The following is a 25,571-nucleotide window of genomic DNA, read 5'->3' on the forward strand; positions in this document are numbered from 1 at the left end:
GGCTACGCTCCTGCGATTAGTCAAACTTGACTAGCAAGGGAGGGGTAGTGCTCGCGATCGTCGCGGAAGGGCTGCGGAAGACGTACGGCACGAAGAAGGCCCTCGACGGCCTGAACATGACCGTGCCGAGCGGCACCGTGCACGCGGTGCTCGGCCCCAACGGGGCCGGAAAGACCACCTTCGTCCGCACTCTGGCCACCCTGCTGAGGGTGGAGGAGGGCAGGGCGCGGGTCGCCGGGATCGATGTGGCCGAGCGCCCGGCCGAGGTGCGCCGGCGGATCGGCCTGCTGGGGCAGAGCGCGGCGGTGGACGAGGACCTGTCCGGGCGGCAGAACCTCGAGCTGTTCGGCCGCCTCTACCACCTGGGCGCGCGCCGGGCGGCGGCGCGCGCGGCGGAGCTGCTGGAGCGGTTCGGGCTGTCCGACACCGGCCGCAAACCCGTCCAGGCCTACAGCGGCGGCATGCGGCGCCGCCTGGACCTGGCGGCCTCGCTCATCATCGAGCCGCAGATCCTGTTCCTGGACGAGCCGACCACCGGTCTCGACCCGCGCGGCCGCACCGAGGTGTGGAACGCGGTCCGCTCGCTGGTCGGCGGCGGCACCACCGTGCTGCTGACCACCCAGTACCTGGAGGAGGCCGACCAGCTCGCCGACCGGATCTCGGTCATCGACCACGGCCGGGTGATCGCCGACGGCACCGCCGACGAGCTCAAGGGCAAGGTCGGCGGCGACCGGATCGACGTGGTGGTGCACGAGGCCGGCCTGCTGCCGGCCGCGGCCGCCGTCCTGGCGGCGGTCCCCGGTGCCGGCGCGGTGGAGCTCGACGAGGACCGCCGCAGCATCAGCGCGCCGGTCGCCGACCGGATGGACGCCCTGAACCACCTGGTACGGGCCCTGCACGAGGCCGGCATCGAGGCCGAGGACCTGGCGGTGCGCCGGCCCACGCTGGACGAGGTGTTCATGCAACTGACGGGAGAGCACCGATGAGCCCGCGCTGGTGGCTGGCCGACTCCTGGACCATGACGCGGCGCGAGCTGGCCCGCTGGGCCCGCCACCCGTGGGGGGCGGTGATCTCGCTCGCCTTCCCTGTGATGATGCTGGTGATGTTCGCCTTCTTCATCGGCGGCGGCATGCAGGTCGCGGGAGGCGGCGACTACAAGGAGTTCCTGGTCCCGGGCATGCTCGTGCTCACCATGGCGTTCGGGCTCGAAGGCACGATGACGGCGATCGCCCAGGATCTCGGCAAGGGCGTCATCGACCGCTTCCGGTCGATGCCCATGGCGCCGTCGGCGGTGCTGGTCGGGCGGGGCGTCGCCGACATGCTCGAATCGATCGTCAGCCTGGCCATCATGATCGGCGCGGGGCTGGCCATCGGCTGGCGCTGGCACGGCTCGCCCGCCTCGGCGTTCGCCGCGATCGGGCTCCTGCTCCTGCTGCGCTTCGCGATGCTGTGGTGCGGGATCTGGCTCGGGCTGATCGTCGGCCGGCCCGATCTGGTCATGGCCGTGCAGATCCTGGTGTGGCCGGTCGCGTTCAGCTCCAGCGCGTTCGCCTCGCCGGAGACCATGCCCGGCTGGCTCGGCACGGTCGCCGACTGGAACCCGATGACCGCCACCGCCACCGCGGTGCGCGACCTGTTCGGCAACCCTGGCGTGGCGGGCACCTCCTGGGCCGCCGAGCACGCCCATCTGCTGGCCGTGCTGTGGCCGCTCGTCCTGCTGGCGATCGCCTTCCCCATGGCGGCCGCCCGATTCCGGGGGCTCAGCCGCTGACCTACGCGAGGGGGTCCTCTTCCGTGAGGACCCCCTCGAACGGGTCGCCCTCCTCGCCGGCGAAGACGTACGCGCCGCCGTCGATCCGCTCGATCAGGTCGCGGGTCCAGCGCACGCCGTAGTCGGCCGCGGTCACCCACATGTGCATGATCTCGCCGATGTGCCCGTACTGCCCGGGGCCGTCCTCGGGCACGTAGTGCGTGGTGACGGACCCGCGCCATTCCTCCAGGCTCGCGATCCGCTGCCGCAGCAGGCCGATGACCTCCTCCCGGGGCAGCTCGACCATGAACCCGACACCGGCGGCCAGCACGTCCATCGCGTCATGCGTGGTCAGCGACCCGCGCAGCAGGGAGAAGTATTCGCCGGTGCCCTTCTCCGTCACCTCGTACTCGGTCCGCGGCGGCCCTCCGGCGGTGCTCGGCGCCGTCTCGTACGCGTGCAGCAGCCCCTGCTTGGCCATCTGCTTGAGCGCGTGGTAGATGGAGCCCGGTTTCGTGCTGGCCCATTCGCCGGCGCCCCAGAACTCCAGGTCGTTGCGCACCTGATAGCCGTGCGCGCGCCCGCGCAGCCGCACCGCGCCCAGCACCAGCAACCGGATCGCCGACATCCGCCACCTCTCTAATCAACTTTGACTAGTGTAGGGGTATCAGTGTCCGCCCTGTCGACATCCGTCAGCTCCGCGGCGGAGCGGGCGAGCCAGGCGGCCTGGACGACGGCGCACTGGGTCAGCAGCGTGGCCAGGGGCCAGTCCATGTCCAGGACGACGGGCATCAGGGGAAGGGCCAGCGACACCCAGAACGTCTTCCAGCCGATCGAGACCGTCTCCGCGCTCCAGCGGCCGTCCCGTTTCTGCCCCAGGAGGATCAGGATCTGGCAGATCAGCGGGCACACCGCGAAGATCAGGACGAATCCCTCGAACTGGCCGGCCGACTCCGCGGCGAGCGCCACCACGGCCCCGTAGGCGAACGGCAGGCCGTAGGAGCTGATCCCGACCGGCACGCGCGCGAACAGCAGGAACAACGACACCCACACCAGGGTCGACAGCACCGTGTGGGGGATGTCGGGCAGCAGCCAGAGGACCAGCAGATCGGCCGCGGCGAGGTAGAGCACGCGGCGCAGCCACACCGCCTGCCGGTCGGCGAGCCGTCGCACGGCGGGGAAGGCCGAGAACACCTGCCACAGCGTCCACGCCTTGATCCAGGTGAACACGACGAGGCCCACCCACATGCGGGCGGCTGGAGCCTCCTCCGGCGGCCACCACAGGACGGCCGTCCACGCGGCGCCGATGCCGCCGGTCGCCGCCGCGACCAGCGCCGACAGCAGGAAGAGGCCGACCACCCACAGCCTCAGACGGCGACGTAACACAGGAGTCCCTTCTCGTGACGAGAGGGATGATCATAGAGCTTCGCGGGCGCGGCGCAGGAAGTCCCGTTCGGTTTGGTTGGCCGTGCCGGCGAGCGCCGCGTCGTACTCCCGCGCCGCCTCCGCGCCCCGGCCCAGGCGGCGCAACAGGTCGGCCCTGACGACGTGGAACAGGTGATAGCCGTCCAGGTCCAGGTCGTCCACCAGGCCGAGTGCGGCCCCCGGCCCGGCGACCTCGGCGACCGCGACGGCCCGGTTGAGCGCCACGACGGGGCTCGGCGCGACCGCCATGAGCTGGTCGTACAGCGCCACCACCTGCCGCCAGTCCGTCGGCGGCTCGCTGTGCACGGCGTTGATCGCCGCCTGGATCTGGTACGGCCCGGGGCGTCCCCGGCGCAGGCAGCGCCGCACCAGTTCCCGGCCCTCGGCCACCAGAGCGCGGTCCCACAGGCCGGGGTCCTGGTCGGCGAGGCGGACGAGCGCGCCGTCCGGCGAGGTGCGGGCGGGACGGCGTGACTCCAGCAGCAGCATGAGCGCCAGCAGCCCGATCGCCTCGGGCTCGTCCGGCATGAGCTCGGCCAGCAGCCGGCCGAGCCGGACCGCCTCGGCGCACAGCTCCTCGCGGACCAGCCCGTCGCCCGAGCCCGCCAGGTAGCCCTCGTTGAAGATCAGGTAGATGACGGCCAGCACCGGCGGCAGGCGTTCCGGCAGATCGGCCTCGCGCGGGATCCGGTACGGGATCCGCGCGTCACGGATCTTGCCCTTGGCGCGGACCAGGCGCTGGGCCATGGTCGGCTCCGGCACCAGGAACGCGCGGGCGATCTCGGCGGTGCCGAGCCCGCCCAGCAGCCGCAGGGTGAGCGCGACCTGGGCGGGTCTGGCCAGCGCCGGATGGCAGCAGGTGAAGATCAGGCGGAGCCGGTCGTCAGGCACGGGTCCCTCCTCGGCCGGTTCGTCGCGGGCGTGCAGCAGGGCGGCCTGGGCGTGTTTGTCCTGCCGCGCGGCCTCGCGGCGCAGCCGGTCGATCGCCCGGTTGCGGGCGGTGGTGATGATCCACCCGGCCGGGCTCGGCGGCACCCCGTCGGCGGGCCACCGGCGCACCGCCACCGCGAACGCGTCCTGGACCGCGTCCTCGGCGAGGTCGATGTCGCCGAGGACGCGGACCAGGACGGCGACCGCGCGCCCGTACTCCTGCGCGAACACCCGCTCCACGCTCACTGGATCGGGCGCACCTCGACCGGCAGCGTGGTGACGCCGGCCAGCCTGCGGCCCCACGCGAGGGCGGCGTCCAGGTCAGGCGCCTGGATGACGGTGAACCCGCCGAGGTGTTCCTTGCCCTCGGTGTAGGGGCCGTCGGTCATGAGCACGTCAGCGCCTTTCGGCCGCAGCACGGTGGCGGTGCCCGGCGGGTGCAGCCCTGCGGCGAACACCCAGGCGCCGGCGGCGCGCATCTCGTCGTTGAGCGCGTCGAGGTCGCGGACGATGGGGTCCAGGATCTCCGGCGGCGGCGGGCCTCCGTCGGGCTGATAGATGCTGAGCAGGTACTTCTGCATGATGTCCTCCTTCACCCCTTATACGAATGACTCCCGCCCGGATCGACAACCGGCGGCTGCGTGTCCGGAATTCGCGTTTCGGATCAGCGCAGGAACGCCGCGGCGATCTCCGTGAACCGGCCGGGGTCGTCGAGCCAGGGGTAGTGGCCCGCGGCCGCCTGCACGACGAGTGCGGCGGCGGGGAACAGGGCGGCGTACTCGGCCATGGCCCGCGGGGGACTGTTCAGGTCGTACTCCCCGGCGAGCAGCAGCACGGGGCCGCGATGGGCGGCGAGCGCCGCGCGGGTGCCCTCCGGGTCGAAGGCGCCCTCGGCCGAGAAGGCGGCGACGGCCTCCTTGTTGCCCGGCGGCCTGGAGGCGGGGTGGTTGCGCGCCGCCTCGTCCCACCGGCCCCAGAGGAAGGGCGTGATGGCGTCCCAGTCGCCGCCCCTGCCCTCGATGATCTCCTCCAGGGCGGCGAACGCCGCCGGGAACCACGGCTCGCCCGCCCTGAGCCGCGCGAGCTCGCGCCGGGTCGTCCCGGTGACCGTGATGCCGACGGCCGCGCATCCGGGGGTGATCAGGGCCAGCTTGCCGATGTTCTCCGGGTGGCGGGCCGCGTAGCGCACGGCGACGTTCGCGCCGCCCGAGTGGCCGAGCAGGTCGATCCGGTCGAGTCCGAGGTGCCGGCGCAGGGCCTCCACGTCGCCGGTCTGGCGGTCGCAGCGGTAGGAGGCGGGGTCGGCGGGCGTCGCGGAGCGGCCGGTGCCGCGCGGGTCCAGCAGGACCAGCTCGCGGTGCGCGGACAGGCCGCCGAGGTCGCCGAGGTAACCGGCGTCGGTGGGGCCGCCGGGGACGCAGACGAGCGGGTCTCCGCTTCCCCGCGTGCGGTAGGCCAGCAGGGTGCCGTCGGGTGCTGAGAAGGTGGGCATGACCTGCACCATGACAGCTATAACTCATTTATACAACTAGGTTATGATCGGAGCCATGACGCTGACGGAGGAGCAGGCCGGGCGGATGCTCGCCGACATGAACGACGTCATCCGCGCGGGCGACGACATGCGCAGGCTCCGCGCCGAGGTGATCGCGGCGCTCGCCGGCCTCGGCTGGACCCAGGACAGGATCGCCCGGCTCACCGGCATGAGCCAGCCGGCCGTCTCCAAGCACGTGGCCAGGCAGCGGACCGGCGGGTCGCAGCCGCCGCTGGAGCTCTCCCTCGACCAGCACGACGTCCCCTGGCTGGAAGGACGGCTGTGGGGTCTCGCCGAGCACCTCGCCGAGACGTACGACACCGCCCGTTGCGCCCGCCACGTGCACGCCATCGCCCGGGGCAGGAAGCGTTTCACCCCCCAGCTCGTCGACGAGCTGCGCCGCCTCGTCGAGGAGGACCTGCGCCTGCACCGGGAGCGGCTGCCCGGCGGCTGCCGGGCAGCCTACGACAGGATCAGCCGCGGTCTCGACGTGCCGGCGAAGGTCACCCCTCCCGCCCCCGCCTCGGTGCGGCGCACCCTCGCCCGCGAGCTGCAGCGCAGCCGGCTCCAGCAGCCTCCGGCCTAGCCGCCCCGGCCGCGCGGACCCCGCTCATGAGGGCGGGTGTCGTCATGCCGCACACCGTGGAGCCGGGATCCGCACGAACCGGATCACCGCCGCCGGCGCAGTCCCGCCCGGTCCTGGAGGTCCGTCGTGGCGGCGTCCAGTCCCTCCGCCAGCGTGGTGTTGTCCTCGTACGTGACTCCGTCCGGGACGGCGTCGCTGCCCATGGGGTCGGCGTCCCAGAAGTTGCCCCGGTAGACGACGTTCTCCAGCGGCGGCGACACCTGCAGGACGGCGGTGCTGTCGGCGCCGGTGACGACGTTCTCCTCGACGGTGACCCAGGCGGCGCCGTAGTCGGTGTAGAGGCCGAAGTTGTACGGCGTGCGGGTGTCCTTGATGACGTTGCCCACGATCCGCGCGCCTGTGTCGTGCGAGTCGCCCTGCGGGCCCGACAGGTAGACGCCGCCGCCGTCGGCGAGCACGCTCATCGTGCCCGTGGTGAGGTTGCGCAGGATGCGGGTGCCGCGGGCGGGCCCGGCGACGATGCCGCAGTGCGGGACCTCGCGGACGTGGTTGTGCGCGACGGTGCAGCCGTCGGTGCCGTGCAGGGCGATGCCGGGGGAGCCGGAGTGGTCGAGGCCGATGTGCTCGACCAGGTTGTCCTCGATGAGGGTGTCGTGGCCGCCGTCGACGCTGATGGCGGAGGCGGACAGCGTGTCGAAGTCACAGCCGCGCACGACATGGCGTTCGCCGCCGGTCAGGCCGAGCCCGGTGGCGCCCAGCCGGGTGAACCGGCAGCCCTCGAACCGGACGTCCTGGCCGCCGTGGACGGCCACGCAGGCGGGGATCGTCTCCGACCGGGCCGGAACCGTGACCCAGGCGTGCCCCTCGACGATCACGACCTTCTCGACGGGGCCGCCGTCGTAGTGGCCGTTGCCGTGGTAGTGCAGGAAGCCCGCCGGGCTGCCGGGGCGCAGCCAGGTGGCGTCGGCGAAGGTCAGGCCGCGGAAGGTGACGTCCCGGGAGCCGGTGACGCGCAGCAGGGTCTCCAGGGCGGGGGCGACGAACCTGGGCTGCTCGCCGGGGTGGGGGAGGTAGCGCAGCCGGTGCCGGCCGGGACGCGAGCGGTCCAGGACGAACGTGCCCGGCTCGGTGAGGAAGGCGGCGTCGTTCTCGATCCTGGTGGGCAGGGCCGGGCCGGCCTGGGTGTGCTCCTCCCAGGTGAAGTTGTACAGCTCGACGGCGCGGGCGAAGGCGGGCTGGGCCATGGTGATCAGGGTGCGGTCGCCGTCGGGGGCGACGGCGGCGACGGCGATGCGGGCCTCCGTCCAGGGGTAGACGCCCCGGTAGACGAACTCCACGTCTGCGGGGCTGTGCCAGGAGAGGGGATCGGGGCTGTCCGTGACGTAACCCGTGACGGTTCTCGCGGCATCGCCGGGCAGCGCGTCGATGCCCGCCCGCTCGGCCCGCCGGTAGGAGCCTTCGGCGCCGACGTAGAGCTGCCGGGTGTCCAGGTCGCCCACGTCGGCCACCCAGACGCCGTCCTCCAGCCGCCCGGTGATCTCCCGGCCGCCGCTGATGACGACCTCCTCCTGCTCCGGGGTGCCGTATCCGTGGGCCTGGAAGGTGAGGTGGCCGTCGTCCTCGGTGAGCTCCAGGGGGGCGGCCAGCGTGTGGGTGCCGGCGCGCAGGTGGACGACGACGTCGCCGGTGAGCTCACGGGCCGCGCGCAGGGCCCGGCCGAGGGTGGCGAAGGGCCGCTCCGGCGTGCCGGGCGCGGCGTCGTCGCCGTGAGGGGAAACGTACAGGATTTCGTTGTTTATGGCGTACACGATATATACCATAAACCATGAACCAAGCAGCTGATCCGGAACGCGGGGTGGAACTCCTCTGGGGCGAGGAGCCGAGAGCGGGACTGAACCTGGACCGGATCGTCCATGCCGCCGTCGCGGTCGCCGACGCGGAGGGCCTGGCCGGCCTGTCGATGCGCAAGGTGGCCGAGCGCCTCGGCTTCACCACGATGTCCCTCTACCGGCACGTCCCCGGCCGCGGCCATCTGGTGGACCTGATGCAGGACGCGGTGATGGCCGGGCTGACGGCGCCCGGGGGAGCGGACTGGCGGGCCCGGCTGGAGGCGTGCGCGCGCCAGGGCTGGGAGCTGCGCAAACGCCACCCGTGGCTGGCGGAGATCCGGGGCGGCAGGCATGTGCCCGGCCCCAACGCGGTGGCCTACTACGACTCGATGCTGAGCACCGTCGCCGGCACCGGCCTCACCCCGGCCGAGACGATCGCCGCGGTGGGCCTGGTGGGCCGGTTCGTCGACGCCGAGGCGCTGGTGCTGGTGGAGGCCGCGGAGGCCGAGCGGAGCAGCGGCGTGAGCGCGGAGGAGTGGTGGGGGTCGCGCGACACGCTCTTCGCGCGCCTGGACCGCTATCCGACGCTCACCCGGTTGTGGGAGGAGGGCGGCTACGACCACCCGGAGGATCCATTCGAGTTCGGCCTGGCGCGGGTGCTCGACGGGATCGAGCTCCTCATTGCGGGCAGGCGTGACGAAAGTCGTGACGAAACCAGGTGCCAAGTGTGTGGCATGCCGGTGGAGCAGCCGGAATCGGGCAGGCCGCGCGAGTACTGCTCCCGCGCCTGCCGCCAGCGCGCCTACCGCCGGCGCAGAACCGGCGCCTGACGCGCGAGCCCGGCTTGCTCAATCGGAACGACGTTCCGTATAGTTCCGGAAGGACGTTCCGCTTAACCGTACAAGGTCAGGAGAACCTCATGCGCTACCGCCCTCTCGGCAGGACCGGCATCAAGGTCAGCCCCTATGCGCTCGGCGCCATGATGTTCGGGGCCGTCGGCAATCCCGACCACGACGACTCCGTCAGGATCATCCACAGGGCCCTGGACGCGGGGATCAACGTCATCGACACCGCCGACATGTACTCCCGCGGCGAGTCCGAGGAGATCGTCGGCAAGGCGCTCAAGGGCCGCCGCGACGACGTCGTGCTCGCCACCAAGGCCCGCTTCCCCGTCGACTTCGACCCCAGCGGCGCCACGCCGGCCCTCCCCAACCGGTCGGGCGCCTCACGCCGCTGGCTGATCCGCGCCCTCGACGATTCGCTCCGCCGCCTGGGCACCGACTACGTCGACCTGTTCCAGATCCACCAGCCCGACCCCGACACCGACATCGAGGAGACCCTTTCGGCGCTCACCGACCTGGTGCGCGCCGGCAAGGTCCGCGCCATCGGCACCTCCTCGCTGCCCGCCTCGGACCTCGTCCGGGCCCACTGGGTCGCCGAGCGGCGCGGCCTGGCCCGGCCGCGCACCGAGCAGCCTCCCTACTCGATCCTCAACCGCGGCATCGAGCGCGAGGTCCTTCCCGCGGCCGAGGAGTTCGGCATGGGCACGCTGGTGTGGAGCCCGCTCGCCGGCGGCCTGCTCACCGGCCGCTACCGCAAGAACAGCCCGAACGCCACGCACCGCGCCCGGTTCGGCTTCGGTCACCTGAGCGACGAGCGCCGCCTGGACGCCGTCGAGGCGCTCATCCCGCTCGCCGGGGAGGCCGGCATCCCGCTGACCCACCTGGCCATGGCCTTCGCGATCGCGCATCCCGGTGTCACGTGCGCAATCATCGGACCGCGCACCATGGAGCAGCTCGACGACCTCCTCGCCGGCCTCGACGTCACGCTCACCGACGACCTCCTCGACCGGATCGACGAGATCGTGCCGCCCGGCACCGACATCGGCACGCTCGACATGGCCTACAACCCGCCCGCCATCGTGCACGCCCACCTGCGCCGCCGTCCCACCGGCGACCGCGCCGCCGCCTGAGCGTCTGCCCGCCCGCGACCGCAGGGCCGGATCACCGCTGCGAGACGCCGGCGCCGCCGCTGCCGCTGCCTCTCAGTGCGTGCCGGTCCGGACCCAGGCGAGGATGCGGGCCGCCAGTTCGGCGGGGTCGTCGCCGGTGAAGACCGTGGGGGCGAGGGCGCGTCCGTGAGCGGCGTCGGCCATCGCCTCGGCGACCCACTCCTGGGGCGTGCCGCGCTCCTTCAGCCGGTGAAGGCGTACCTCGTCCGGGCAGTCGAGCAGAGCCCAGCGGACCGGCGGCGCCCAGCGGCCGCCCGGGGCGAGCTCCCCGGCATCGGGCACCGGGCACAGCAGGAGCACCGGATGCCCCGCCCTGCGGACGATGGCCACGATGCGCTCCCACATGCGGTCGTAGGCGGGCCACACCGCGGCCGCCGCCGGGTCGGCGATGGTGACGCCGAGCAGCTTCCCCTCTTCCAGGAGCTCGTCCAGGTCCATCACGACCAGCCCGTCGGCCGCTCCCAGCAGGTACGGGAGCAACGTGGTCTTGCCCGCGGCCGGCGCGCCCGCAAGAAGGTGGAGGGATGCGTACATCCTCTTGATCGTAGAGGCCGGGGCGGGAGCGCACACCGCCCGGCGGTCACTCCTCGCCGGAGAACCGCTCCCAGGCCGACTGGCGCGCCATGCCCAGCGCGCCGCCGATCCTGGCCCAGGTGACGCCCCGGTCGCGCAGCCGTTCGACCCAGACCTGGAGGTTGGCGTCGACCTGGGCGCTCACGGCGGCGATGCGCGGCAGGTGCTCCAGCATCTGCTCGTCGGTCATCGTGTCGTGCCACGGGACCTCGGCCGTGGGGGTGTCGAGCAGCGTGACGCAGAGCCCGACGCACTCGTTGCAGATGAAGACGCCGGCCCCCGCGATCACCTTGGCGACCTCGGTCTTCGACTTGGTGCAGAACGAGCAGCGGATCTTCTCGTCGGCCTGGGACGGTGCGGACATCATGAGCCTCCAAATGCTGTCAGGCTGTCCCTGACAGGGTAGTACGTCAGGCCGCACCTGACAATGCCGTGAGTCCGGGACCGTGCAAGACGGCGTGCGCGCGGGTAGGAGATCGGCGGAGGGAGGCGGCACGGTGCTGAGCGACGGCGAGCGCATGCTAGGTGGTCTGCTGCGTGCCAGCCACACGGCCACGCTGGAGGACCTCGTCCCCCTGATCGGCGGACACGCGGCCATCTCCGGGTTCACCAACACCAAGGTGTACGTGGCCGACCTGCGGCAACTGGCCCTGGTGCCGTTGCCCGGCCAGGTCGACGCGCGGGGGGTCCCGCTGACTCCGGTGCCGGTCGACATGAGCATGCCGGGCCGGGCCTTCCGCGACGTCCAGGTCGTGCGCGGCAGGGCGGAGGAGGAGCCGACAGCCGTGCGGCTGTGGGTGCCGCTGATCGACGGCACCGAGCGGGTGGGCGTGCTCGGCACCACGGTCCAGCACCTCGACGACACCGTCCAGTGGCGCGTCGAGCAGCTCGCCTCGCTGGCCGCGCTGATCCTGGTGAGCAAGCGCGGCGCCAGCGACTCGTGGGCGGCGCTGGTGCGCGGCGAGCCGATGCTGCTGTCGGCCGAGGTGCTGTGGAACCTGCTGCCGCACGGCAGCTTCGCCAACGACAGGGTCGTGTTCAGCGCCGCCCTGGAGCCGGCCTACGAGGTGGGCGGCGACGCCTACGACTACGGCATCGCGGGCGACAACCTGCACGTGTCGATCTTCGACGCGATGGGGCACGACCTGTCCGCGACGCTGACGGCGACGATCGCCATGGGCGCGTGCCGCAACGGCCGGCTCGGCGGCGAGGACCTGCTGGCCACGAGCGAGGGGATCGACGCGGCGATCGGGGAGCAGTTCAGCAGGGCCCGGTTCGCCACCGGCATCCTCGCCGATCTCGACATGGACACCGGCGAGCTCAGCTGGATCAACCGGGGCCACCACCCGCCGCTGGTCCTGCGCGACGGCCGCCTGGTCGCCACCCTCGACAGCGAGCTGCCGTCGCCGCCGATGGGGTTCGGGCTGGGCCTGTCGTCGGGGCTGGAGCGCTACCAGCTGCAGCGCGGCGACCGGCTGCTTTTCTACACCGACGGGATCATCGAGGCGCAGAGCCCCAGCGGGGAGCAGTTCGGGCTGGAGCGCTTCGTCGACTTCATCGTGCGCCACGAGGCCGGCGGGCTGTCGGCTCCCGAGACGTTGCGGCGGCTGATCAACTCGATCCTGGAGCACCAGCACGGCCGGCTCCAGGACGACGCCACGGTCGTGACGGTGGAGTGGCAGGCGAACCGGCAGGCGACGCTCACCCTCTGACATCGCCGCTACTCGGCGACCCTGGACAGTTTGTCGGGGTTGCGCACCACGTAGACGCCCGCCACCTGGTCGCCCTCCTCGGTGAGGTCGATGACCATGGCGGCGAACGGCGCGTCGTGGGCGAACAGCACCGCCGACGGGTCGCCGTTCACGGTCCGGTAGCGCACGTCGAGGTCCTCCGGCGTGCGGGTGCTCACGCCGACCAGCAGGCGGGCGACCTTGTCGCGGCCGTGCACCGGGCGCAGGACGGCACCGCGGGACTTGCCGCCGCTGTCGGTCCACAGGGTGACGTCGGGCGCGAGCATCTCCATGAGCGCGTCGAGGTCGCCGCCGAGCGCGGCGGCCAGGAAGCGCTCGGTCACCTGCCGCTGGACGCGCGGGTCGGCCTGGTAGCGGGGGCGGCGGGCGTGCACGTGCTCGCGGGCGCGGTGGGCCACCTGGCGGACGGCGGCGGGGGAGCGTTCGAGGATGTCGGCGATCTCGGTGTGCGCGTAGCCGAACACCTCGTGCAGCACGAACACGGCCCGCTCCAGCGGAGTGAGCGTCTCCAGCACGACCAGCAGCGCCATCGACACCGACTCGGCGCGCAGCGCGGGCCCGGCGGCGTCCTCGGGCTCCTCCCTCACCAGCGGCTCGGGCAGCCACGGCCCGACGTACGTCTCGCGGCGCCGGCTGATGGCGGCCTGCCGGGCCAGGGCGGCGTTCACCGCGACCCGTACCAGGTAGGCGCGCGGGTTGGCGATCCCGTCGCCGATCCCGGCGCGGGGCGCCCATGCCAGCCAGGTCTCCTGCAGCACGTCCTCGGTGTCGGCGACGCTCCCCAGCATGTTGTAGACGATGGAGAACAGCAGCTCCCGATACCCGACGAACGCCTCTGTCGCCGCCTCAGACATGACCCATCCCCCTTGCGTACGTTACGTCACACCATGAGAGGGAAAGCGGCGGCCGGGTGTGACATGGATCAGGCGGACTTCTCGCGGCGCTCCGGCTCGCCGCGCGGCACCAGCGTCGGGTTGACGGTACCGAGCACGGTGTCGCGGCTGATCAGGACGCGGGCCACGTCGCCCCGGCCGGGCACCTCGAACATCACGTCGAGCAGCACTTCTTCGAGGACCGCCCGGGTGGCGCGGGCGCCGGTGTGGCGCAGCAGCGCCTGCTCGGCGATCGCCGCCACGGCGTCCTCGGTGAACTCCAGCTCGATCCCGTCGAGCTCGAACAGCTTGCGGTACTGCTTGATCAGCGCGTTGCGCGGTTCGAGGAGGATGCGTTCGAGCGTCGTGCGGTCCAGCGGCTCCAGCGCCGCAAGCACCGGGAGCCTGCCGACGAGCTCCGGGATGAGCCCGAACGCGAGCAGGTCGGCCGGCATGACCTCGGCCAGCCCGCCGCCCCGGGCAGGCTGCGGGGCGCCGAACCCGGCGCCCCGCCGGCGGGTACGCCGCCCGATGATCTCCTCCAGGCCGTCGAACGCGCCGCCCGCGACGAACAGCACGTTCGTGGTGTCGATCGCGACCGTCTCGCGTTGCGAGCCCTGCCGGGGCACGTTCACCACCGCGCCCTCGATGATCTTCAGCAGGGCCTGCTGGACGCCCTCGCCGGAGACGTCCCGCACGATGGACGGGTTCTCGCTCCTGCGGCCGATCTTGTCCACCTCGTCGAGGTAGACGATCCCGGTCTCGGCCCTGCGGGCGTCGAAGCCGGCCGCCTGCAGCAGCTTGAACAGGATGTGCTCGACGTCCTCGCCGACGTAGCCGGCCTCGGTGAGCGTGGTCGCGTCGGCGATCGCGAACGGCACGTCGAGCATCCGGGCGAGCGTCTGCGCCAGGTACGTCTTGCCCGAGCCGGTCGGGCCGAGCAGCAGGATGTTGGACTTGCCGAGCTCGACCGGCTCCTCACCGGCCCGGATGCGTTTGTAGTGGTTGTACACCGCCACCGCCAGGGTGACCTTGGCGTGCTCCTGGCCGATGACGTACTGGTCCAGGAAGGCGTGGATGTCGCGCGGCCTGGGCAGCGGGAGCGGCTCGCGCGGCTCCGGCTCGTCCTCCCGGACGAGGTCGTCGCAGGCCGCCACGCACTCGTCGCAGATGCAGATCCGGCCGGGGCCGGCGATGAGTTTGCGCACCCGGTCCTGGCTCTTGCCACAGAACGCGCAGGTCATGGGCGTCATCGGAGCTCGGCCCTGAGCGAGGCCAGGCGCCAGGTGCCCGGGTCGGGCGGGCGCACCGGCGGCTCGGCGAGCGCCAGGTCCGGGAAGCGGCGCAGCAGCGCGGTGAGCGCCACCTGGGTCTCCAGCCTCGCCAGCGCGGCGCCCAGGCAGAAGTGCGGGCCGTGCGCGTACCCGAGATGTCCGTTTGTCCCCGGGTCGCGGGCGAGGTCCAGCCGGTCGGGGTCGGCGAACACGCGCGGATCGCGGTTGGCCGCGCCGATGGCCGCGGTGACCGGCTCGCCCTTGGGGATCCGCACGCCGCCGATCTCGACGTCCTCGCCGGTGAAGCGCGGGATCGCCAGCAGCTGCGGCCCGCACCAGCGGGTCAGCTCCTCCACGGCGCGTGGCATGAGCGTGTCGTCGGCGCGGACGGCGGTGAACTGTGCTGGGTGGCCGAGCAGGGCCACCACGGCGTTGGCGATGAGGTTGGCCGGCGTCTGCCCGGCGAGCACGAGCTGCCAGACCAGCGTGACGAGCTCCTCGTCGGTGAGCCGGTCGCCGTCGTCGGCCTGGACGCGGACCAGGTCGGAGATCAGGTCCGGCCCCGGTTCGGCGCGCCGCCGGGCGACCGCGGTCTTGGCGCCCGCCAGGACGGCGGGGATCGCCGCCTCCAGCTTCGCGCCGTCCCCGGAGGCGACGGCCGCGCCGTGCTCGCGCCACGCGGGCCGGTCGGGCTCCGGGATGCCGACGATCTCGCAGATCACGTCCATGGGCAGCGGCCGGGCGAAATGTTCGAGCAGGTCGGCCGGGCCTTCCGGGAGGGCGTCGAGCAGGCCGCCGACGATCTGCTCGATCCGCTCCCGGAACCGGGCCATCCGCCTCGGCGTGAACGCGGGGGACACCAGCCTGCGCAGCCTGGTGTGCTCGGCGCCCTCCATCTCCTGCATGGTCCGCATGTAGATCGCGTACTCGTCGGGCACCCGCGTGCGGCGCAAGTAGCTGGCGGGGCTCAGCTCGAAGCGCGGGTCGTTGAGCATCGCCCTGGCCTCGGCGTAGCGCGTCACGGCCCACATCGCCATGCCGGGCGCGACCAGTCGCGCCACGGGCCCCCGCTCCCGCGCCTCCCCGTAGGCGGCGAGGGGGTCGCCCAGCACTCCCGGGTCGGTGAGGTCGATCTCCGGCACCATTGGCCCTCCCTAGAGATGATGTCAACATCCAGATGGGGACAGTATCTCGCTTGCGGGAGTACGGCAAACGACGTCGAGAACCCAGGGATGCGGTCTCCCGGCTGCATTGCGAGGTCCATGCCGAGGCCGGGGCCGGGTGAGGCGGTGGACGACACGCTTCTCCCGTGCGCGCACCCGTCCCTGACCCCGGTCTCGGCGGTCCCGCTGACGCTGCGCTCGGTTCAACCAGCCCGGGTGTCGTCGCCACGGTGCCGCGCGCGCTCTACCTGGTCGTCGACGAGGGCTGCTCCGGCTCACCCGCCAGCTCGCGGCCAGGACCTGCCATGAGGAGGCCGTCGGGCCTGGTCGCGCTCATGCTGCTCCACCACGCGCGGCGCCCGGCGGCCGCCTGGTCCCTGTGGCCGAGCAGGACCGGGGGCTGTGGAACACCCGCCTGATCGCCGACGGCGTCGACGTCCTCCAGGCGGTCCTCGTCCGTGACCGCCTGGGCGAGTTCCAGGCCCAGGCCGACGGCGCACGGGCCGGGCCGGCCGCCCTGGCAGGGCTCGACTCCGCCCCGCCACGCCCCCGCCCCGCCACGCCGCAGTAGCGGCAGGCCGCTAGGTGTATTGACCCGCTGGGTTGTTGGCACGGGTGATCGGTGCGCGGCCGCCGAGTGCGGTATGGCAGCGGTGGTGGTTGTAGGTGTGCGGGAGGCTTGGCAGAGCGGCGGTGCGTCACGCGTCCCGGGCGGCGGGCGGAGGCGCGCTCCAGACGCTGCGCAGTGGCCGCATGCCTTCCTCGACGTAGTCGGCGATAGGGCGGTCGCCGCCGTCGAGATACCACTGCTCGAGCGCGGCGAAGTAGCCGAAGGCGAGAGCGTTCGCGAGCACGCGCGCCTGCGTCCCGGTCATCTCCCCGCTCGCCGCGAGCAGCGGCGCGATCCGCCGGCCGGCGCGGTCGAGCGTGGCGCAGACGGCCATGCGCACCGACGGCTCGGCGAAGAAGTAGCGGACCCTGCGCCACGGGCTCCTGCCGGCCTGCGGGGCTTCGGCGCTGGGCGCTGCCTCGTAGGCGCGGATGGCGCGGAGCAGGCTGCCGACGGGGTCGCGGGGGTCCAGGAAGTCGTTGAGCGCTTCCGGGCTCATGGTGTCGAACTCGTCGGCGACCAGGATCCCTTCCTTGGTGCCGAAGTAGCGATACACCGACGACGGTGAGACCTCGGCCGCGGCCGCGATCTCCTCGATCGTGACGGCGTCGAACCCGCGCTCGTCGAACAGGTCGAGGGCGCGTTCCTGGATGTCGCGCATGGCCTTGAGCCGCCTGCGCTCGCGAAGCCCGGTCATGCGACCAGCCTAACAGCAAGTGACTCCCACCTGACATTGACTGTCTGAAACGAGAAACGTACAGTCACCTCCAAGAGACAGTCACTGTCTGAAACTCGACTGAGGACGCCTTCGATGACTACGCCGCACCGCACCGCACTGCTGATGCTGTATGCAGGGGCGGGGCTCACCGCACTCGTCACCCTTGTCCCGTTCGCCGGCCGGGCGATCCTGGCCGACCACATCAGGGCGGGCTATCCGGCCTACGATCCGGGCGCGATCGACGCCGCCGTCACCGCGTACCTGGTGATTCTCTGCGCCGCCGGAGGGCTGGGACTCCTCGGCTGGCTAGGCACGGCCTGGGCGCTCCGCGCCGGCAGGAGGCGGGTCCGCCTGCCGGCGACCGCGCTGCTCGCGGCCGGGGTCTGCTTCGCGGCCGCCGCGCTGACCGTCCGGGACACCTCGGGAGACGTCGGCCTGGCGCCGCTGCTGGGCTGGCTGCAGGTTCTCCCGTGCGTGGCCGGTCTCGCCGCGGTCGCGCTGTGGAGAAGGGCGCGATGACCGGAACCTTGACCGCCGGTCTCGCGGCTCTCAAGCGCTGGATGTATCGGGGCGGGCGGCCGAACGCGCTCATGCGGCTCGTCAACCGCCTCGACGTCCTGGTGTACGGGGCGCGGCGGCTGTCACCGCGGCATGCCGCCGTGCTGAAGGTGGCGGGGCGCCGCAGCGGGAGCGTCGTGCCGGTCCCGGTCGCGGTCACGGGCTTCGGTGACGCCGAGTTCCTCGTCTCGATGCTCGGGCCGGAGGCGGGCTGGGTGCGCAACGTCCGGGCCGCGCACGGCCGGGCGGTGCTCCACCGGCAGGGGCGCGAGACGCCGATCCTGCTCGTGGAGGTCCCGGCCGGGCAGCGCGCCGAGATCCTGCGCCGCTACGTAGCCGCCGCCCCCGGCGCGCGGCCGCACCTGGGGCTGGGACCGGCGGCGCCCCTGCCGGAGTTCCGCCGGATCGCGCCCGGCCACCCCGTCTTCCGCATCCTCGACCGCCCTGACTAGGCGGGCCCCGGGTCGTCGCCGAAGTACGACAGCACCATCTCGGCCAGCGCGGCGACGTCCGCCTCCACCATCGGCTCGCCGGTCATGCCCATGCGGTGCAGGAGGGTCCCGACGACGACGTCGATGAAGAACAGGACCCGGTCCTCCGGCTCGCCGAGCGCCTCCTGGAGGGCGATCCGGTAGGGGTCCTGCAGCCGCGTGGACAGGATCTCGCGCAGGGCGGGATCGCTGACGGCGTCGCTGAACACGCCCGCGAACGCGTCGCCCACCCCCGGCTCGCCGATCTTCGCCGCGATCCAACGGAGGGCCGAGGACATGACCTCGGCCCGGCCGGCGCCCTCCAGCGGCACCGGGCCGAACGCGTCCAGGAGGCAGTCCACGACCAGCGCGCCCTTGGACGGCCAGCGACGGTAGATCGTCGTCTTGGCGACACCGGCCGCGGCGGCGATGCGGTCGACGGTGGCGGGCGCGTAACCGAGTTCGTGGACCGTGCTCAGCGTCGCCGCGAACACCGCGGCGTTGACGCCGGAGCGAGGGCGACCCGGCGGCCGGGCGGGTGTGGCGGAGGTCATAGCTCCCAGGATATCCATTTACGCTACCGTCAGTATCGATACCTCAGGTAGCGAAACTAGCCGAACGAGGAGAAGTCATGAGTGAGATCGCTTCCGCGGCACGCCCGGCGGAGCCGGACTGGTCGACGGTGACGGCCGAGGAGCTCGTCGCCTACCGCGACGCGGAGAACCGCTTCCGCGCCTCCGAGGCGGCGCGGGCGCTCACCGGGGAGCCGGATCCCGGCGCCACGATCGAGTGGCACGAGGTCACGCTGCCCGGCCGCGACCTGCCGGTCCGCGTCTACCGGCCGGTGGGTGCGGACCGGGGCGGCCTGCCGCTCGTGCTCCACGTGCACGGCGGCGGCTTCGTCGGTACGGCGGTGCAGTGCGACTGGGTCAACAGCCACCTGGCCGCCCGGCTGCCCGCGGTCGTCGTCTCCGTCGAGCACCGCCTCCTCTCCCCGGACACCCCGCTGGCGGCCGCCGCCGACGACGGCTGGGACGTACTCCGGCACGTGCTGGGGCGCGCCGGACAGTGGGGCGTCACCCCGGCCCGGGTCGCGCTCGTCGGCGAGAGCTGCGGCGCGCTCATCAGCGCCCTGTCCGCCGTCCGGGCCAGGGACGCCGGCCTGGAGCTGCGGGCACAGGTGCTGGTCAACCCCGCCGTGGACGTGACCGAAACGATGTTCGACTACGCCTCGATCAGCCGGTACGCCGACACCCCGACGCTCGGCGTACCGGTCCTGCGGCTCTTCCACCGGTACGCGGTGCCGCCGGGGGCCGATGCCCGCGCGCTGTCGCCGCTGTACGCCGGCGACCTGAGCGGGTTGGCTCCGGCGCTGGTGGTGCTGCCGACCGACGACCCGCTGGCCGACCACGGGCGGCGTTACGCCGAACGGCTGCGGGCGGCCGGGACGCCGGTGCGGCTCACCGAATACCCTGACACCGGCCACGCCTTCCTCAGCCTGCCGGGCCTGCTGCCGCAAGCCAGGACGGCGGGGGCGGAGATCCGGGAGTTCCTCCGAGAGGCCCTCGCCCCCTGAAGGCTCAAGCGCCGTTCAGGACGGGGATGAGGTGCTCCTCCTCGTAGTCCAGGTGGGCTTCGAGCTCGGTGGTGAGGCGTTCCACCTCGGCCAGCACGTTCCCGCCGCCCGCGACGACCTTCCGCAACTCCTCGACGAGGTCCTGGATGACGCGGTGCTCGTCCCGGAGCCTGGTCAGTACGGGGGCCAGGTCGGGCCGGGAGCCGTCGAGGTGCGGGAACATGCGCGTGTCCTCGATCGTGTGATGGAAGTGCAGCCCCTGGCACAGGTTGAGGCAGTTGATGCGCAGTTGCGCGCCGAGTCCGGCGCCGGACTCGGCCACCTCCTTGCGGATCAGGGCGAGCTCGCGGCGGAAGGCGTCGTGGACGAGCTTGAGGAAGTCGCCGCCGCGCATGTCGGGCGGGCCGCCGGCGGTCTGGGTGAGGGCGACGACGGGCAGGGTGCGCCCGGACTTCGTCTCGTACTCGGCCCATCCGGGGTCGGCCTCGACGGCGCGGGCGAAGATCTCGTCACGCTCGGCGCCGTCGAGGACGGCGGCGGTGGCCTCGTACGTGAACGCGCCGTCCTCGACGGTGACCCGCGGGTCGGTCAGGATGTTGTGGTACCAGGCGGGGTTGCGGGGTGAGCCTCCGGCCGAGGCGATGACGAAGAGCCGGGCGTTGCCCTCGTCGGCCAGGAAGCCGAGCGGGGTGGTGTGGCGTTCGCCGCTCCTGGCCCCGGTGGTGGTCAGCAGGAGGAGGCGGGCGCCTTCGAACGGCGGCCCCACCTTGCCGTTGTTGGCGCGGAACTGGTCGATGATGGACTGGTTGAAGTCGTTGGGCATGCTGAAGCTCTCTGTCAGGCGTGCGGGAATGCCGGGAACGCGGGAAAAGGGGGGAGTGGCGCGCGGGCGCTGACGGGTCAGGCGCTGCCTGTGAGCTGTGAAGTCACGGTATCGTCCCCCTGCGGTCACGGCCTCCATGCCCCCGCCGTCCACCGGGCGACGACACGCGACCTGCCGGATCATTACACGCGGGCTCGTCCCTCCTGTCAACATCACCACTATTGCGGACAAACCGCCGCTATAGTGGAATCATGGAAGGCGTACTCTCCACCGGCCTGTCGATGGCCGAGCTCGGCGCGCGCGTCCGTGCGGAGCGCCGCGCGCGCGGACTGTCCATCGACCGGCTGGCCGAGCTGAGCGGCATCAGCCGCAGCATGGTCTCCGAGGTCGAGCGCGGCGCCAAGACGCCGAGCGTCCTCGTCCTGGACCGGCTGGCCACGGCGCTGGGCACGTCGATCGCCCGGCTGCTCGACGAGCCCGTCCGGGAGGTGCCGACCGTGCTGCGTCACGCCGGCCAGCGGGTCGTGCGCGATCCGTCCGGGTGGGAGCGGCGGGTGCTGTCACCGGTGCTGCCGAACGTGGAGTTCGAGTTCATGCGGACCACGATCGGGCCGGGCGTCGACGCGGGGGAGTTCGCCGCGCACGCGCCGGGCTCACGCGAGTACGTGGCGGTCGAGTCCGGAAGCCTGCGGCTGACGATCGACGACCGGCCGCACGTGCTGCACGCGGGCGACTCGGCCTACTACCCGGGCGACCGCCGGCACGCCTTCGCCAACGACGCCGCCACCGACTGCGTGTACTACCTGGCCATGGAGCTGGGCGGGCCCACCGGCACGCACCACGACCAGCGAACGGAGACCCACCATGGATGAGCTGCGCAGGGCCGCCGGCCGGGCGGCCGGCCTCGTGGCCGACCACCTCGGCGGCGTCCGCGAGGAGCCCGTGTGGCGGCCGGTCGAGGCCGGCGACCGCGACTGGCTCACCGATCAGGACCTGCCCGAGGCCGGGCGCGGCCTGGACGAGCTGCTGGACGACGTGCGCGGCCGGGTGCTGCCGTACCCGATGGGCAACGGGCACCCGCGCTTCTTCGGCTGGGTCAACTCGCCGCCCAACCCGGCGGGCGTGCTCATCGAGCCGCTGGCCGCCGCGCTCAACCCGAGCTGCGCGGGCGGCGACCACGCCGGCCCGCTGCTGGAGCGCACGGTCGTGCGCTGGCTGGCCGGCCTCGTCGGCTTTCCGCACCGGCCCGGTGGCGGGCTGCTGACCAGCGGCGCGTCGATGGCCACGATCATCTGCCTGGCCACCGCACGGCAGCGCGCCGCGCTCGCCGACGGGTGGGACGTCCGCGAGGAGGGCCTGTCCGGCCGCCCGCCGATGGTCCTGTACGTGTCCGGCGAAGGGCACAGTTGCCTGCGCAAGGCCGCCGAGCTGCTCGGCCTCGGCTCCCGTCAGATCCGCACGGTCCCGGTGGACGCCGCCTTCCGCATGGACGTGGCCGCGCTGCGGACGATGATCGCCGAGGACCTGGCGGCCGGGCGGCGGCCGTTCTGCGTGGCGGCGAGCGCGGGCACCGTCAACAGCGGCGCCGTCGACCCGCTCGCCGACATCGCCGCCGTCGCGGCCGGGCACGGCCTCTGGTTCCACGTCGACGGCGCCTACGGGGCGCTCGGCGTGCTGGCCGACGCCCCGGCCTTCGCCGGCATGGAGCTGGCCGACTCGCTGGCCCTGGACCCGCACAAGTGGCTCGGCGTCCCGGTGGGCTGCGGCTGCGCGCTGCTGCGTGACCCGTCCGAGGCGCGGGCCGCCTTCAGCCTGGTCCCGTCGTACCTGGTGGACGACAACGCCGACGAGCTGGGCTGGTTCGCCGAGTACGGGCCCGAGCAGACGCGCCCGTTCCGCGCGCTGAAGACGTGGGCCACCATGTCGCACCTGGGCCGCGACGGCATCGTCCGCCTGGTCGGCCACACCACCCGGCTGGCCCGGGCGCTGGCCGCGAGGGTCGAGGAGTCGGGCGACTTCGAGCTGATGGCCCCCGTCGTCACCTCCATCGCCGCCTTCCGCTACCGCCCGCCGTCGGGCGACCCGGACGCGATCAACCGCGCCATCCCCTCGGCCGTCCAGCGGCGCGGCGTCACCTTCCTCACCGGCACCCGGCTGGGCGGCGCCGACGCGCTGCGCGCCTGCGTCCTGAGCCCGGACACCACCGAGGACGACCTGGCGGTGCTGCTGCACGAGATCCGCACGGCCGCCAAGGAGCTGACCGGTTTGCCGGACTCCGGCGGGCTCCGATAATGTCGCCGCAGGAATCAGAGGAGGTGAGACCCATTACCGCACGTTCCGTTCGGGTGCTCTCACCTCACGCGGTCCGCCCAGCCTGAGGCGACCGGGAGAGCGCCCAGATCATCGCGAAAGGCGCTCATGTCACTCCCTCCGCCCGCTGTCGTCGCCCGCCTCCGTGCCGCGGGCTGCGTCTTCGCCGAAGACGAGGCCCGCCTGCTGGCGGGCGCGGCCGGCACCGAAGCCGCGCTCCACGCCCTCGTCGATCGCCGGGCCGCCGGCGAACCGCTCGAACACGTCCTCGGCTGGGCCGGGTTCCGCGGCCTGCGCGTAGCCGTCGACACGGGGGTCTTCGTGCCGCGGCCGCGCACCGAGTACCTCGTCGAGCAGGCGCTCGCGCTCGCCGCCCCCGACCTGGTCGCCGTCGACCTGTGCTGCGGCACCGGCGCCCTGGGGGCCGCCCTGGTCGACGCCCTGCCGGGGACCGAACTGCACGCCGCCGACCTCGACCCGGCCGCCGTCGCCTGCGCCCGCCGCAACCTGCCCGGCGGTCACGTCTACGAGGGCGACCTGTACGAGCCTCTGCCCCGCGCGTTGCACGGCCGGGTCGGGCTGCTGCTGGCCAACGTGCCGTACGTGCCGACGGGCGAGATCGGCCTGCTGCCGGCCGAGGCGCGCCTGCACGAGGCGCGCCTGGCGCTCGACGGCGGCGCCGACGGTCTCGACGTGCTGCGCCGGGTGGCCGCCGGGGCCCCGGACTGGCTCGCCCCTGGCGGCCACCTGCTGTTCGAGACCAGCGAACGCCAGATCCCGCCCGCCCTGGACGCCGTCGTCCGCCACGGTCTCACCCCGCGCGTCGCCCAGTCCGCCGAGTGGTCCGCCACCGTCATCATCGCCACCCGGCCGGCCTCCGCCATGTGAGTACGGCCGGCCCTTATACCGGGTTTGACTTATATAAGCACTGCCTGAAACACTCTGGTCGTGCATGCATTCGACGTTCTCGGTGACCCGGTCCGGCGCCGGATCCTGGAGTTGCTCGCCGACGGTGAGCGCAGCTCCGGCGAGGTCACCACCGTCATCCAGCGCGAGTTCGGCATCTCTCAGCCCGCCGTCTCGCAGCATCTCAAGGTGCTGCGGGACAACGGCTTCGCCAGCGTGCGCGCCGAGGGCACCCGGCGGCTCTACGCCGTCGACCCGGAGCCGCTGCGCGAGGTCGACCAGTGGCTGGAGCGCTTCCGCGGTTTCTGGAGCCAGCGCCTCGACGCCCTGGCGACGGAGCTGGCCCGCGGCAAGCGCCGCACCGGCGACGCGCCCGTGCCCACCAGGAAAGAAGAATCGACATGAACATCATCGACGAGATCAGCCGGGCCCACCGAAGGGTCAGCGAGAAGGGCGACACCAAGACCGTCGTCCTGTCGCGCCACTACGACTCCGACGTCGAGGACGTGTGGGACGCCCTCACCACCGCCGAGCGGATCGGCCGCTGGCTGATGCCCGTCAGCGGCGACCTCCGGCTCGGCGGCAAGTATCAGCTAGAGGGCAACGCCGGCGGCGAGGTCCTGCGTTGTGAGCCGCCCGCGCTGCTCGCGGTCACGTGGGTCTTCGGCGACGCGCCCGCCTCCGAGGTCGAGGTCACGCTGGCGGCCGACGGCGACGGCACCCGCTTCGAGCTGGTGCACACCGCCGTCGTGCCGGACGAGTTCTGGTCGCGGTACGGCCCGGGCGCCGTCGGGTCGGGCTGGGACCTGGCCCTGCTCGGCCTGAGCATGCACCTGAGCGGCGGCGTGATCCCCGACCACGACCGCTTGCACGAGACCGAGGAGGGACGCGCCGCCATCACCGCCAGCAGCAGGGCCTGGGGCGAGGCGCACCTGGCCTCGGGCGCCGACCCCGCCCAGGTCGCGGCCGCCACCGCGGCGACGACCGCCTTCTACGCACCGGAACCGGAGTGACCATGGCACAGAAGATCACCACCTTCCTGATGTTCGAGGGCAAGGCCGAGGAGGCCATGGCCTTCTACCTGTCGCTGTTCGACGACGCGGAGATCGTCGCCGTCACCCGCTACGGACCCGGTGAGCAGGGCGCCGAAGGCAGCGTGCAGCACGCCACGTTCCGGCTCGCCGGCCAGGAGTACATGGCCATCGACAGCTCGGTGCATCACGGGTTCACGTTCACGCCGTCGATGTCGCTGTACGTGCAGTGCGAGTCGGAGGCCGAGATCGAGCGGCTCTACGCGGCCCTGCTGGAGCAGGGCAAGCCGCTGATGCCGCTCGACAACTACGGGTTCAGCAAGCGGTTCGGCTGGGTGAACGACAGGTTCGGCGTGTCCTGGCAGCTCAACCTGGCCTGAGCGAGCCCGCCGGAGGCCGACCGGCTTTGACCAGATCTGTTGATGCGTAACACATTGCAGCGGGTAAGTGGCTGATCGTAATGATCGTCCCTTACGTACGAGGAGTTCTCGATGCGCATCAGCAGGACCCTGGCCGCTGCCGCGGCCACCACCGAGGACGCGGCGGGCCTCGTCCTCGCCGCACCCGCGGCCCAGGCCGAGCCGGCGCCGCAGTGCTGCCTCGTCACGACGACGGCCACCGCGCCGAGCACGGCCCTGCTGCTCAGCCTGCTGGGCCTGCCCGCGGCGACCCTGCCTCAGGGGCAGATCGGGCTGACCTGCAACCCGATCCGGGTCATCGCCGCCACGATCGCCGCCACCTGCGCGACCGTCGCCGTGATGTGCGAGAACAACTCCTTCAACGGCGTGATCGCGCTCGGCTGCCGCGCCCTCACGCCCGAGGAGATCGCCCAGCTCCCGAACCCGCCCAAGCCGTCCGTCTGACGGTGCAACAC

The 25,571-nt window shown here is 72.6% G+C and carries 31 protein-coding genes and 1 pseudogene; 17 read left to right on the plus strand and 15 right to left on the minus strand.

Going from position 1 to position 25,571, the window contains the following annotated elements; all coding sequences use genetic code 11:
- Positions 1-47: 47 nt before the first annotated feature.
- Together ADY59_RS22225 and ADY59_RS22230 are read left to right on the plus strand one after the other, a co-directional pair.
- Positions 48-986, plus strand: coding sequence for an ATP-binding cassette domain-containing protein (locus ADY59_RS22225; RefSeq protein ID WP_049565100.1), 939 nt, complete (start codon positions 48-50; stop codon positions 984-986).
- A complete protein-coding gene (locus ADY59_RS22230; protein WP_049565102.1) occupies positions 983-1,771 on the plus strand; it encodes an ABC transporter permease in 789 nt (262 codons plus the stop codon). Before ADY59_RS22225 ends, ADY59_RS22230 begins: the two co-directional genes overlap by 4 nt.
- A 1-nt stretch (position 1,772) precedes the next feature.
- On the opposite strand, the gene ADY59_RS22235 is transcribed toward ADY59_RS22230, so the two are convergent.
- The 5 genes from ADY59_RS22235 to ADY59_RS22255 form a co-directional block, all read right to left on the minus strand.
- Positions 1,773-2,378 (minus strand): PadR family transcriptional regulator, encoded by a 606-nt coding sequence (locus ADY59_RS22235; RefSeq protein WP_049565104.1) that lies wholly within the window; start codon positions 2,376-2,378, stop codon positions 1,773-1,775.
- Positions 2,379-2,389: 11 nt separating this feature from the next.
- Positions 2,390-3,136: a hypothetical protein gene (locus ADY59_RS22240; RefSeq protein WP_156325655.1), complete on the minus strand. Its 747-nt coding sequence runs from the start codon at positions 3,134-3,136 to the stop codon at positions 2,390-2,392.
- A gap of 30 nt (positions 3,137-3,166) precedes the next feature.
- Positions 3,167-4,351, minus strand: coding sequence for an RNA polymerase sigma factor (locus ADY59_RS22245; protein ID WP_049565106.1), 1,185 nt, complete (start codon positions 4,349-4,351; stop codon positions 3,167-3,169).
- Positions 4,348-4,686 carry a YciI family protein gene (locus ADY59_RS22250; protein ID WP_049565156.1) on the minus strand — a complete coding sequence of 113 codons (339 nt, stop codon included), beginning with the start codon at positions 4,684-4,686 and terminating at the stop codon, positions 4,348-4,350. Before ADY59_RS22250 ends, ADY59_RS22245 begins: the two co-directional genes overlap by 4 nt.
- Positions 4,687-4,769: 83 nt before the next feature.
- The gene (locus ADY59_RS22255; RefSeq protein ID WP_049565157.1) at positions 4,770-5,597 is read right to left on the minus strand and encodes an alpha/beta fold hydrolase; all 828 of its coding nucleotides are present in this window, start codon (positions 5,595-5,597) and stop codon (positions 4,770-4,772) included.
- Positions 5,598-5,652: 55 nt separating this feature from the next.
- On the opposite strand from ADY59_RS22255, the gene ADY59_RS22260 reads away from it, so the two are divergent.
- Entirely contained in the window at positions 5,653-6,222 is a 570-nt protein-coding gene (locus ADY59_RS22260; protein ID WP_197093783.1) for a helix-turn-helix domain-containing protein, read from the plus strand.
- Positions 6,223-6,305: 83 nt separating this feature from the next.
- Here ADY59_RS22260 and ADY59_RS22265 read toward each other — a convergent pair whose 3' ends face one another.
- Positions 6,306-8,030 (minus strand): right-handed parallel beta-helix repeat-containing protein, encoded by a 1,725-nt coding sequence (locus ADY59_RS22265; protein ID WP_197093784.1) that lies wholly within the window; start codon positions 8,028-8,030, stop codon positions 6,306-6,308.
- Between the two features lie 17 nt (positions 8,031-8,047).
- On the opposite strand from ADY59_RS22265, the gene ADY59_RS22270 reads away from it, so the two are divergent.
- On the plus strand, positions 8,048-8,881 hold the full coding sequence (locus ADY59_RS22270; RefSeq protein ID WP_049565112.1) for a TetR/AcrR family transcriptional regulator C-terminal domain-containing protein: 834 nt from the start codon (positions 8,048-8,050) through the stop codon (positions 8,879-8,881).
- A gap of 89 nt (positions 8,882-8,970) precedes the next feature.
- The gene (locus ADY59_RS22275) at positions 8,971-10,023 is read left to right on the plus strand and encodes an aldo/keto reductase (protein ID WP_049565114.1); all 1,053 of its coding nucleotides are present in this window, start codon (positions 8,971-8,973) and stop codon (positions 10,021-10,023) included.
- Positions 10,024-10,095: 72 nt separating this feature from the next.
- On the opposite strand, the gene ADY59_RS22280 is transcribed toward ADY59_RS22275, so the two are convergent.
- Both ADY59_RS22280 and ADY59_RS22285 read right to left on the minus strand, forming a co-directional pair.
- Positions 10,096-10,596: an AAA family ATPase gene (locus tag ADY59_RS22280; RefSeq protein ID WP_049565115.1), complete on the minus strand. Its 501-nt coding sequence runs from the start codon at positions 10,594-10,596 to the stop codon at positions 10,096-10,098.
- 46 nt (positions 10,597-10,642) lie between these two features.
- Entirely contained in the window at positions 10,643-10,999 is a 357-nt protein-coding gene (locus ADY59_RS22285; RefSeq protein ID WP_197093785.1) for a ClpX C4-type zinc finger protein, read from the minus strand.
- A 133-nt stretch (positions 11,000-11,132) separates the two neighbouring features.
- Between ADY59_RS22285 and ADY59_RS22290 the strand changes: the two genes are divergently transcribed.
- A complete protein-coding gene (locus ADY59_RS22290; RefSeq protein ID WP_231618834.1) occupies positions 11,133-12,347 on the plus strand; it encodes a PP2C family protein-serine/threonine phosphatase in 1,215 nt (404 codons plus the stop codon).
- Positions 12,348-12,355: 8 nt separating this feature from the next.
- Here ADY59_RS22290 and sigJ read toward each other — a convergent pair whose 3' ends face one another.
- From sigJ to ADY59_RS22305, 3 genes are all read right to left on the minus strand, one after another.
- Positions 12,356-13,240: an RNA polymerase sigma factor SigJ gene (sigJ, locus tag ADY59_RS22295; RefSeq protein ID WP_049565118.1), complete on the minus strand. Its 885-nt coding sequence runs from the start codon at positions 13,238-13,240 to the stop codon at positions 12,356-12,358.
- Positions 13,241-13,308: 68 nt separating this feature from the next.
- The gene (clpX, locus tag ADY59_RS22300) at positions 13,309-14,511 is read right to left on the minus strand and encodes an ATP-dependent Clp protease ATP-binding subunit ClpX (RefSeq protein WP_049565119.1); all 1,203 of its coding nucleotides are present in this window, start codon (positions 14,509-14,511) and stop codon (positions 13,309-13,311) included.
- The gene (locus tag ADY59_RS22305) at positions 14,508-15,677 is read right to left on the minus strand and encodes a cytochrome P450 family protein (protein WP_049565121.1); all 1,170 of its coding nucleotides are present in this window, start codon (positions 15,675-15,677) and stop codon (positions 14,508-14,510) included. Before ADY59_RS22305 ends, clpX begins: the two co-directional genes overlap by 4 nt.
- Positions 15,678-16,074: 397 nt before the next feature.
- Between ADY59_RS22305 and ADY59_RS53730 the strand changes: the two genes are divergently transcribed.
- The gene (locus ADY59_RS53730) at positions 16,075-16,266 is read left to right on the plus strand and encodes a hypothetical protein (protein ID WP_049565123.1); all 192 of its coding nucleotides are present in this window, start codon (positions 16,075-16,077) and stop codon (positions 16,264-16,266) included.
- 10 nt (positions 16,267-16,276) lie between these two features.
- Here the strand turns inward: ADY59_RS53730 and ADY59_RS54070 are convergent.
- Positions 16,277-16,393: pseudogene (locus ADY59_RS54070) on the minus strand (IS481 family transposase); the annotation flags it as partial.
- Positions 16,394-17,002 carry a TetR/AcrR family transcriptional regulator gene (locus tag ADY59_RS22315; protein ID WP_049565125.1) on the minus strand — a complete coding sequence of 203 codons (609 nt, stop codon included), beginning with the start codon at positions 17,000-17,002 and terminating at the stop codon, positions 16,394-16,396.
- A 114-nt stretch (positions 17,003-17,116) separates the two neighbouring features.
- On the opposite strand from ADY59_RS22315, the gene ADY59_RS51590 reads away from it, so the two are divergent.
- Entirely contained in the window at positions 17,117-17,542 is a 426-nt protein-coding gene (locus tag ADY59_RS51590) for a hypothetical protein (RefSeq protein WP_197093786.1), read from the plus strand.
- Positions 17,539-18,033, plus strand: coding sequence for a nitroreductase/quinone reductase family protein (locus tag ADY59_RS22325; protein ID WP_049565127.1), 495 nt, complete (start codon positions 17,539-17,541; stop codon positions 18,031-18,033). Before ADY59_RS51590 ends, ADY59_RS22325 begins: the two co-directional genes overlap by 4 nt.
- Here the strand turns inward: ADY59_RS22325 and ADY59_RS22330 are convergent.
- Complete coding sequence (locus tag ADY59_RS22330; RefSeq protein WP_049565129.1) at positions 18,030-18,605, minus strand: TetR/AcrR family transcriptional regulator; 576 nt, start codon at positions 18,603-18,605, stop codon at positions 18,030-18,032. The genes ADY59_RS22325 and ADY59_RS22330 overlap by 4 nt on opposite strands.
- 77 nt (positions 18,606-18,682) lie before the next feature.
- Between ADY59_RS22330 and ADY59_RS22335 the strand changes: the two genes are divergently transcribed.
- Entirely contained in the window at positions 18,683-19,627 is a 945-nt protein-coding gene (locus ADY59_RS22335; protein ID WP_049565130.1) for an alpha/beta hydrolase, read from the plus strand.
- A gap of 4 nt (positions 19,628-19,631) precedes the next feature.
- Here the strand turns inward: ADY59_RS22335 and ADY59_RS22340 are convergent, their stop codons facing one another.
- Positions 19,632-20,450, minus strand: a complete 819-nt coding sequence (locus tag ADY59_RS22340; RefSeq protein WP_049565132.1) for a nitroreductase/quinone reductase family protein — start codon at positions 20,448-20,450, stop codon at positions 19,632-19,634.
- A 251-nt stretch (positions 20,451-20,701) separates the two neighbouring features.
- Here ADY59_RS22340 and ADY59_RS22345 point away from each other — a divergent pair, with 251 nt between their 5' ends.
- The 7 genes from ADY59_RS22345 (at position 20,702) to ADY59_RS22375 (ending at position 25,560) form a co-directional block, all read left to right on the plus strand.
- Positions 20,702-21,322, plus strand: a complete 621-nt coding sequence (locus ADY59_RS22345; protein ID WP_063780735.1) for a helix-turn-helix domain-containing protein — start codon at positions 20,702-20,704, stop codon at positions 21,320-21,322.
- Positions 21,315-22,742: a pyridoxal phosphate-dependent decarboxylase family protein gene (locus ADY59_RS22350; RefSeq protein WP_049565133.1), complete on the plus strand. Its 1,428-nt coding sequence runs from the start codon at positions 21,315-21,317 to the stop codon at positions 22,740-22,742. The genes ADY59_RS22345 and ADY59_RS22350 overlap by 8 nt, the downstream gene beginning before the upstream one ends.
- Positions 22,743-22,868: 126 nt before the next feature.
- A complete protein-coding gene (locus ADY59_RS22355; RefSeq protein WP_049565135.1) occupies positions 22,869-23,648 on the plus strand; it encodes a putative protein N(5)-glutamine methyltransferase in 780 nt (259 codons plus the stop codon).
- A gap of 60 nt (positions 23,649-23,708) precedes the next feature.
- Positions 23,709-24,071: an ArsR/SmtB family transcription factor gene (locus tag ADY59_RS22360; RefSeq protein WP_049565137.1), complete on the plus strand. Its 363-nt coding sequence runs from the start codon at positions 23,709-23,711 to the stop codon at positions 24,069-24,071.
- Positions 24,068-24,679: an SRPBCC family protein gene (locus ADY59_RS22365; RefSeq protein WP_049565139.1), complete on the plus strand. Its 612-nt coding sequence runs from the start codon at positions 24,068-24,070 to the stop codon at positions 24,677-24,679. Before ADY59_RS22360 ends, ADY59_RS22365 begins: the two co-directional genes overlap by 4 nt.
- Before the next feature lie 2 nt (positions 24,680-24,681).
- Complete coding sequence (locus ADY59_RS22370; protein ID WP_049565142.1) at positions 24,682-25,077, plus strand: VOC family protein; 396 nt, start codon at positions 24,682-24,684, stop codon at positions 25,075-25,077.
- Between the two features lie 111 nt (positions 25,078-25,188).
- Positions 25,189-25,560, plus strand: coding sequence for a hydrophobin family protein (locus ADY59_RS22375; protein WP_049565144.1), 372 nt, complete (start codon positions 25,189-25,191; stop codon positions 25,558-25,560).
- Positions 25,561-25,571: the final 11 nt, after the last annotated feature.

Origin of the sequence: Nonomuraea sp. SBT364, from assembly GCF_001083785.1 — a bacterium.
Lineage (GTDB): Bacteria > Actinomycetota > Actinomycetes > Streptosporangiales > Streptosporangiaceae > Nonomuraea.

What these genes read in the sequence shown, in the direction of transcription:
- ADY59_RS22315 (WP_049565125.1), bottom strand. Translation starts at nt 17,002, where the DNA reads ATGACCGGGCTTCGCGAGCGCAGGCGGCTCAAGGCCATGCGCGACATC.
- clpX (WP_049565119.1), bottom strand. Translation starts at nt 14,511, where the DNA reads ATGACGCCCATGACCTGCGCGTTCTGTGGCAAGAGCCAGGACCGGGTG.
- ADY59_RS22250 (WP_049565156.1), bottom strand. Translation starts at nt 4,686, where the DNA reads ATGCAGAAGTACCTGCTCAGCATCTATCAGCCCGACGGAGGCCCGCCG.
- ADY59_RS22285 (WP_197093785.1), bottom strand. Translation starts at nt 10,999, where the DNA reads ATGTCCGCACCGTCCCAGGCCGACGAGAAGATCCGCTGCTCGTTCTGC.
- ADY59_RS22325 (WP_049565127.1), top strand. Translation starts at nt 17,539, where the DNA reads ATGACCGGAACCTTGACCGCCGGTCTCGCGGCTCTCAAGCGCTGGATG.
- ADY59_RS22355 (WP_049565135.1), top strand. Translation starts at nt 22,869, where the DNA reads ATGTCACTCCCTCCGCCCGCTGTCGTCGCCCGCCTCCGTGCCGCGGGC.
- ADY59_RS22335 (WP_049565130.1), top strand. Translation starts at nt 18,683, where the DNA reads ATGAGTGAGATCGCTTCCGCGGCACGCCCGGCGGAGCCGGACTGGTCG.
- sigJ (WP_049565118.1), bottom strand. Translation starts at nt 13,240, where the DNA reads ATGTCTGAGGCGGCGACAGAGGCGTTCGTCGGGTATCGGGAGCTGCTG.
- ADY59_RS22260 (WP_197093783.1), top strand. Translation starts at nt 5,653, where the DNA reads ATGACGCTGACGGAGGAGCAGGCCGGGCGGATGCTCGCCGACATGAAC.
- ADY59_RS22370 (WP_049565142.1), top strand. Translation starts at nt 24,682, where the DNA reads ATGGCACAGAAGATCACCACCTTCCTGATGTTCGAGGGCAAGGCCGAG.
- ADY59_RS22350 (WP_049565133.1), top strand. Translation starts at nt 21,315, where the DNA reads ATGGATGAGCTGCGCAGGGCCGCCGGCCGGGCGGCCGGCCTCGTGGCC.
- ADY59_RS22280 (WP_049565115.1), bottom strand. Translation starts at nt 10,596, where the DNA reads ATGTACGCATCCCTCCACCTTCTTGCGGGCGCGCCGGCCGCGGGCAAG.
- ADY59_RS22270 (WP_049565112.1), top strand. Translation starts at nt 8,048, where the DNA reads ATGAACCAAGCAGCTGATCCGGAACGCGGGGTGGAACTCCTCTGGGGC.
- ADY59_RS22345 (WP_063780735.1), top strand. Translation starts at nt 20,702, where the DNA reads ATGGAAGGCGTACTCTCCACCGGCCTGTCGATGGCCGAGCTCGGCGCG.
- ADY59_RS22255 (WP_049565157.1), bottom strand. Translation starts at nt 5,597, where the DNA reads ATGCCCACCTTCTCAGCACCCGACGGCACCCTGCTGGCCTACCGCACG.
- ADY59_RS22340 (WP_049565132.1), bottom strand. Translation starts at nt 20,450, where the DNA reads ATGCCCAACGACTTCAACCAGTCCATCATCGACCAGTTCCGCGCCAAC.
- ADY59_RS22375 (WP_049565144.1), top strand. Translation starts at nt 25,189, where the DNA reads ATGCGCATCAGCAGGACCCTGGCCGCTGCCGCGGCCACCACCGAGGAC.
- ADY59_RS22365 (WP_049565139.1), top strand. Translation starts at nt 24,068, where the DNA reads ATGAACATCATCGACGAGATCAGCCGGGCCCACCGAAGGGTCAGCGAG.
- ADY59_RS22235 (WP_049565104.1), bottom strand. Translation starts at nt 2,378, where the DNA reads ATGTCGGCGATCCGGTTGCTGGTGCTGGGCGCGGTGCGGCTGCGCGGG.
- ADY59_RS51590 (WP_197093786.1), top strand. Translation starts at nt 17,117, where the DNA reads ATGACTACGCCGCACCGCACCGCACTGCTGATGCTGTATGCAGGGGCG.
- ADY59_RS22305 (WP_049565121.1), bottom strand. Translation starts at nt 15,677, where the DNA reads ATGGTGCCGGAGATCGACCTCACCGACCCGGGAGTGCTGGGCGACCCC.
- ADY59_RS22275 (WP_049565114.1), top strand. Translation starts at nt 8,971, where the DNA reads ATGCGCTACCGCCCTCTCGGCAGGACCGGCATCAAGGTCAGCCCCTAT.
- ADY59_RS22330 (WP_049565129.1), bottom strand. Translation starts at nt 18,605, where the DNA reads ATGACCTCCGCCACACCCGCCCGGCCGCCGGGTCGCCCTCGCTCCGGC.
- ADY59_RS22230 (WP_049565102.1), top strand. Translation starts at nt 983, where the DNA reads ATGAGCCCGCGCTGGTGGCTGGCCGACTCCTGGACCATGACGCGGCGC.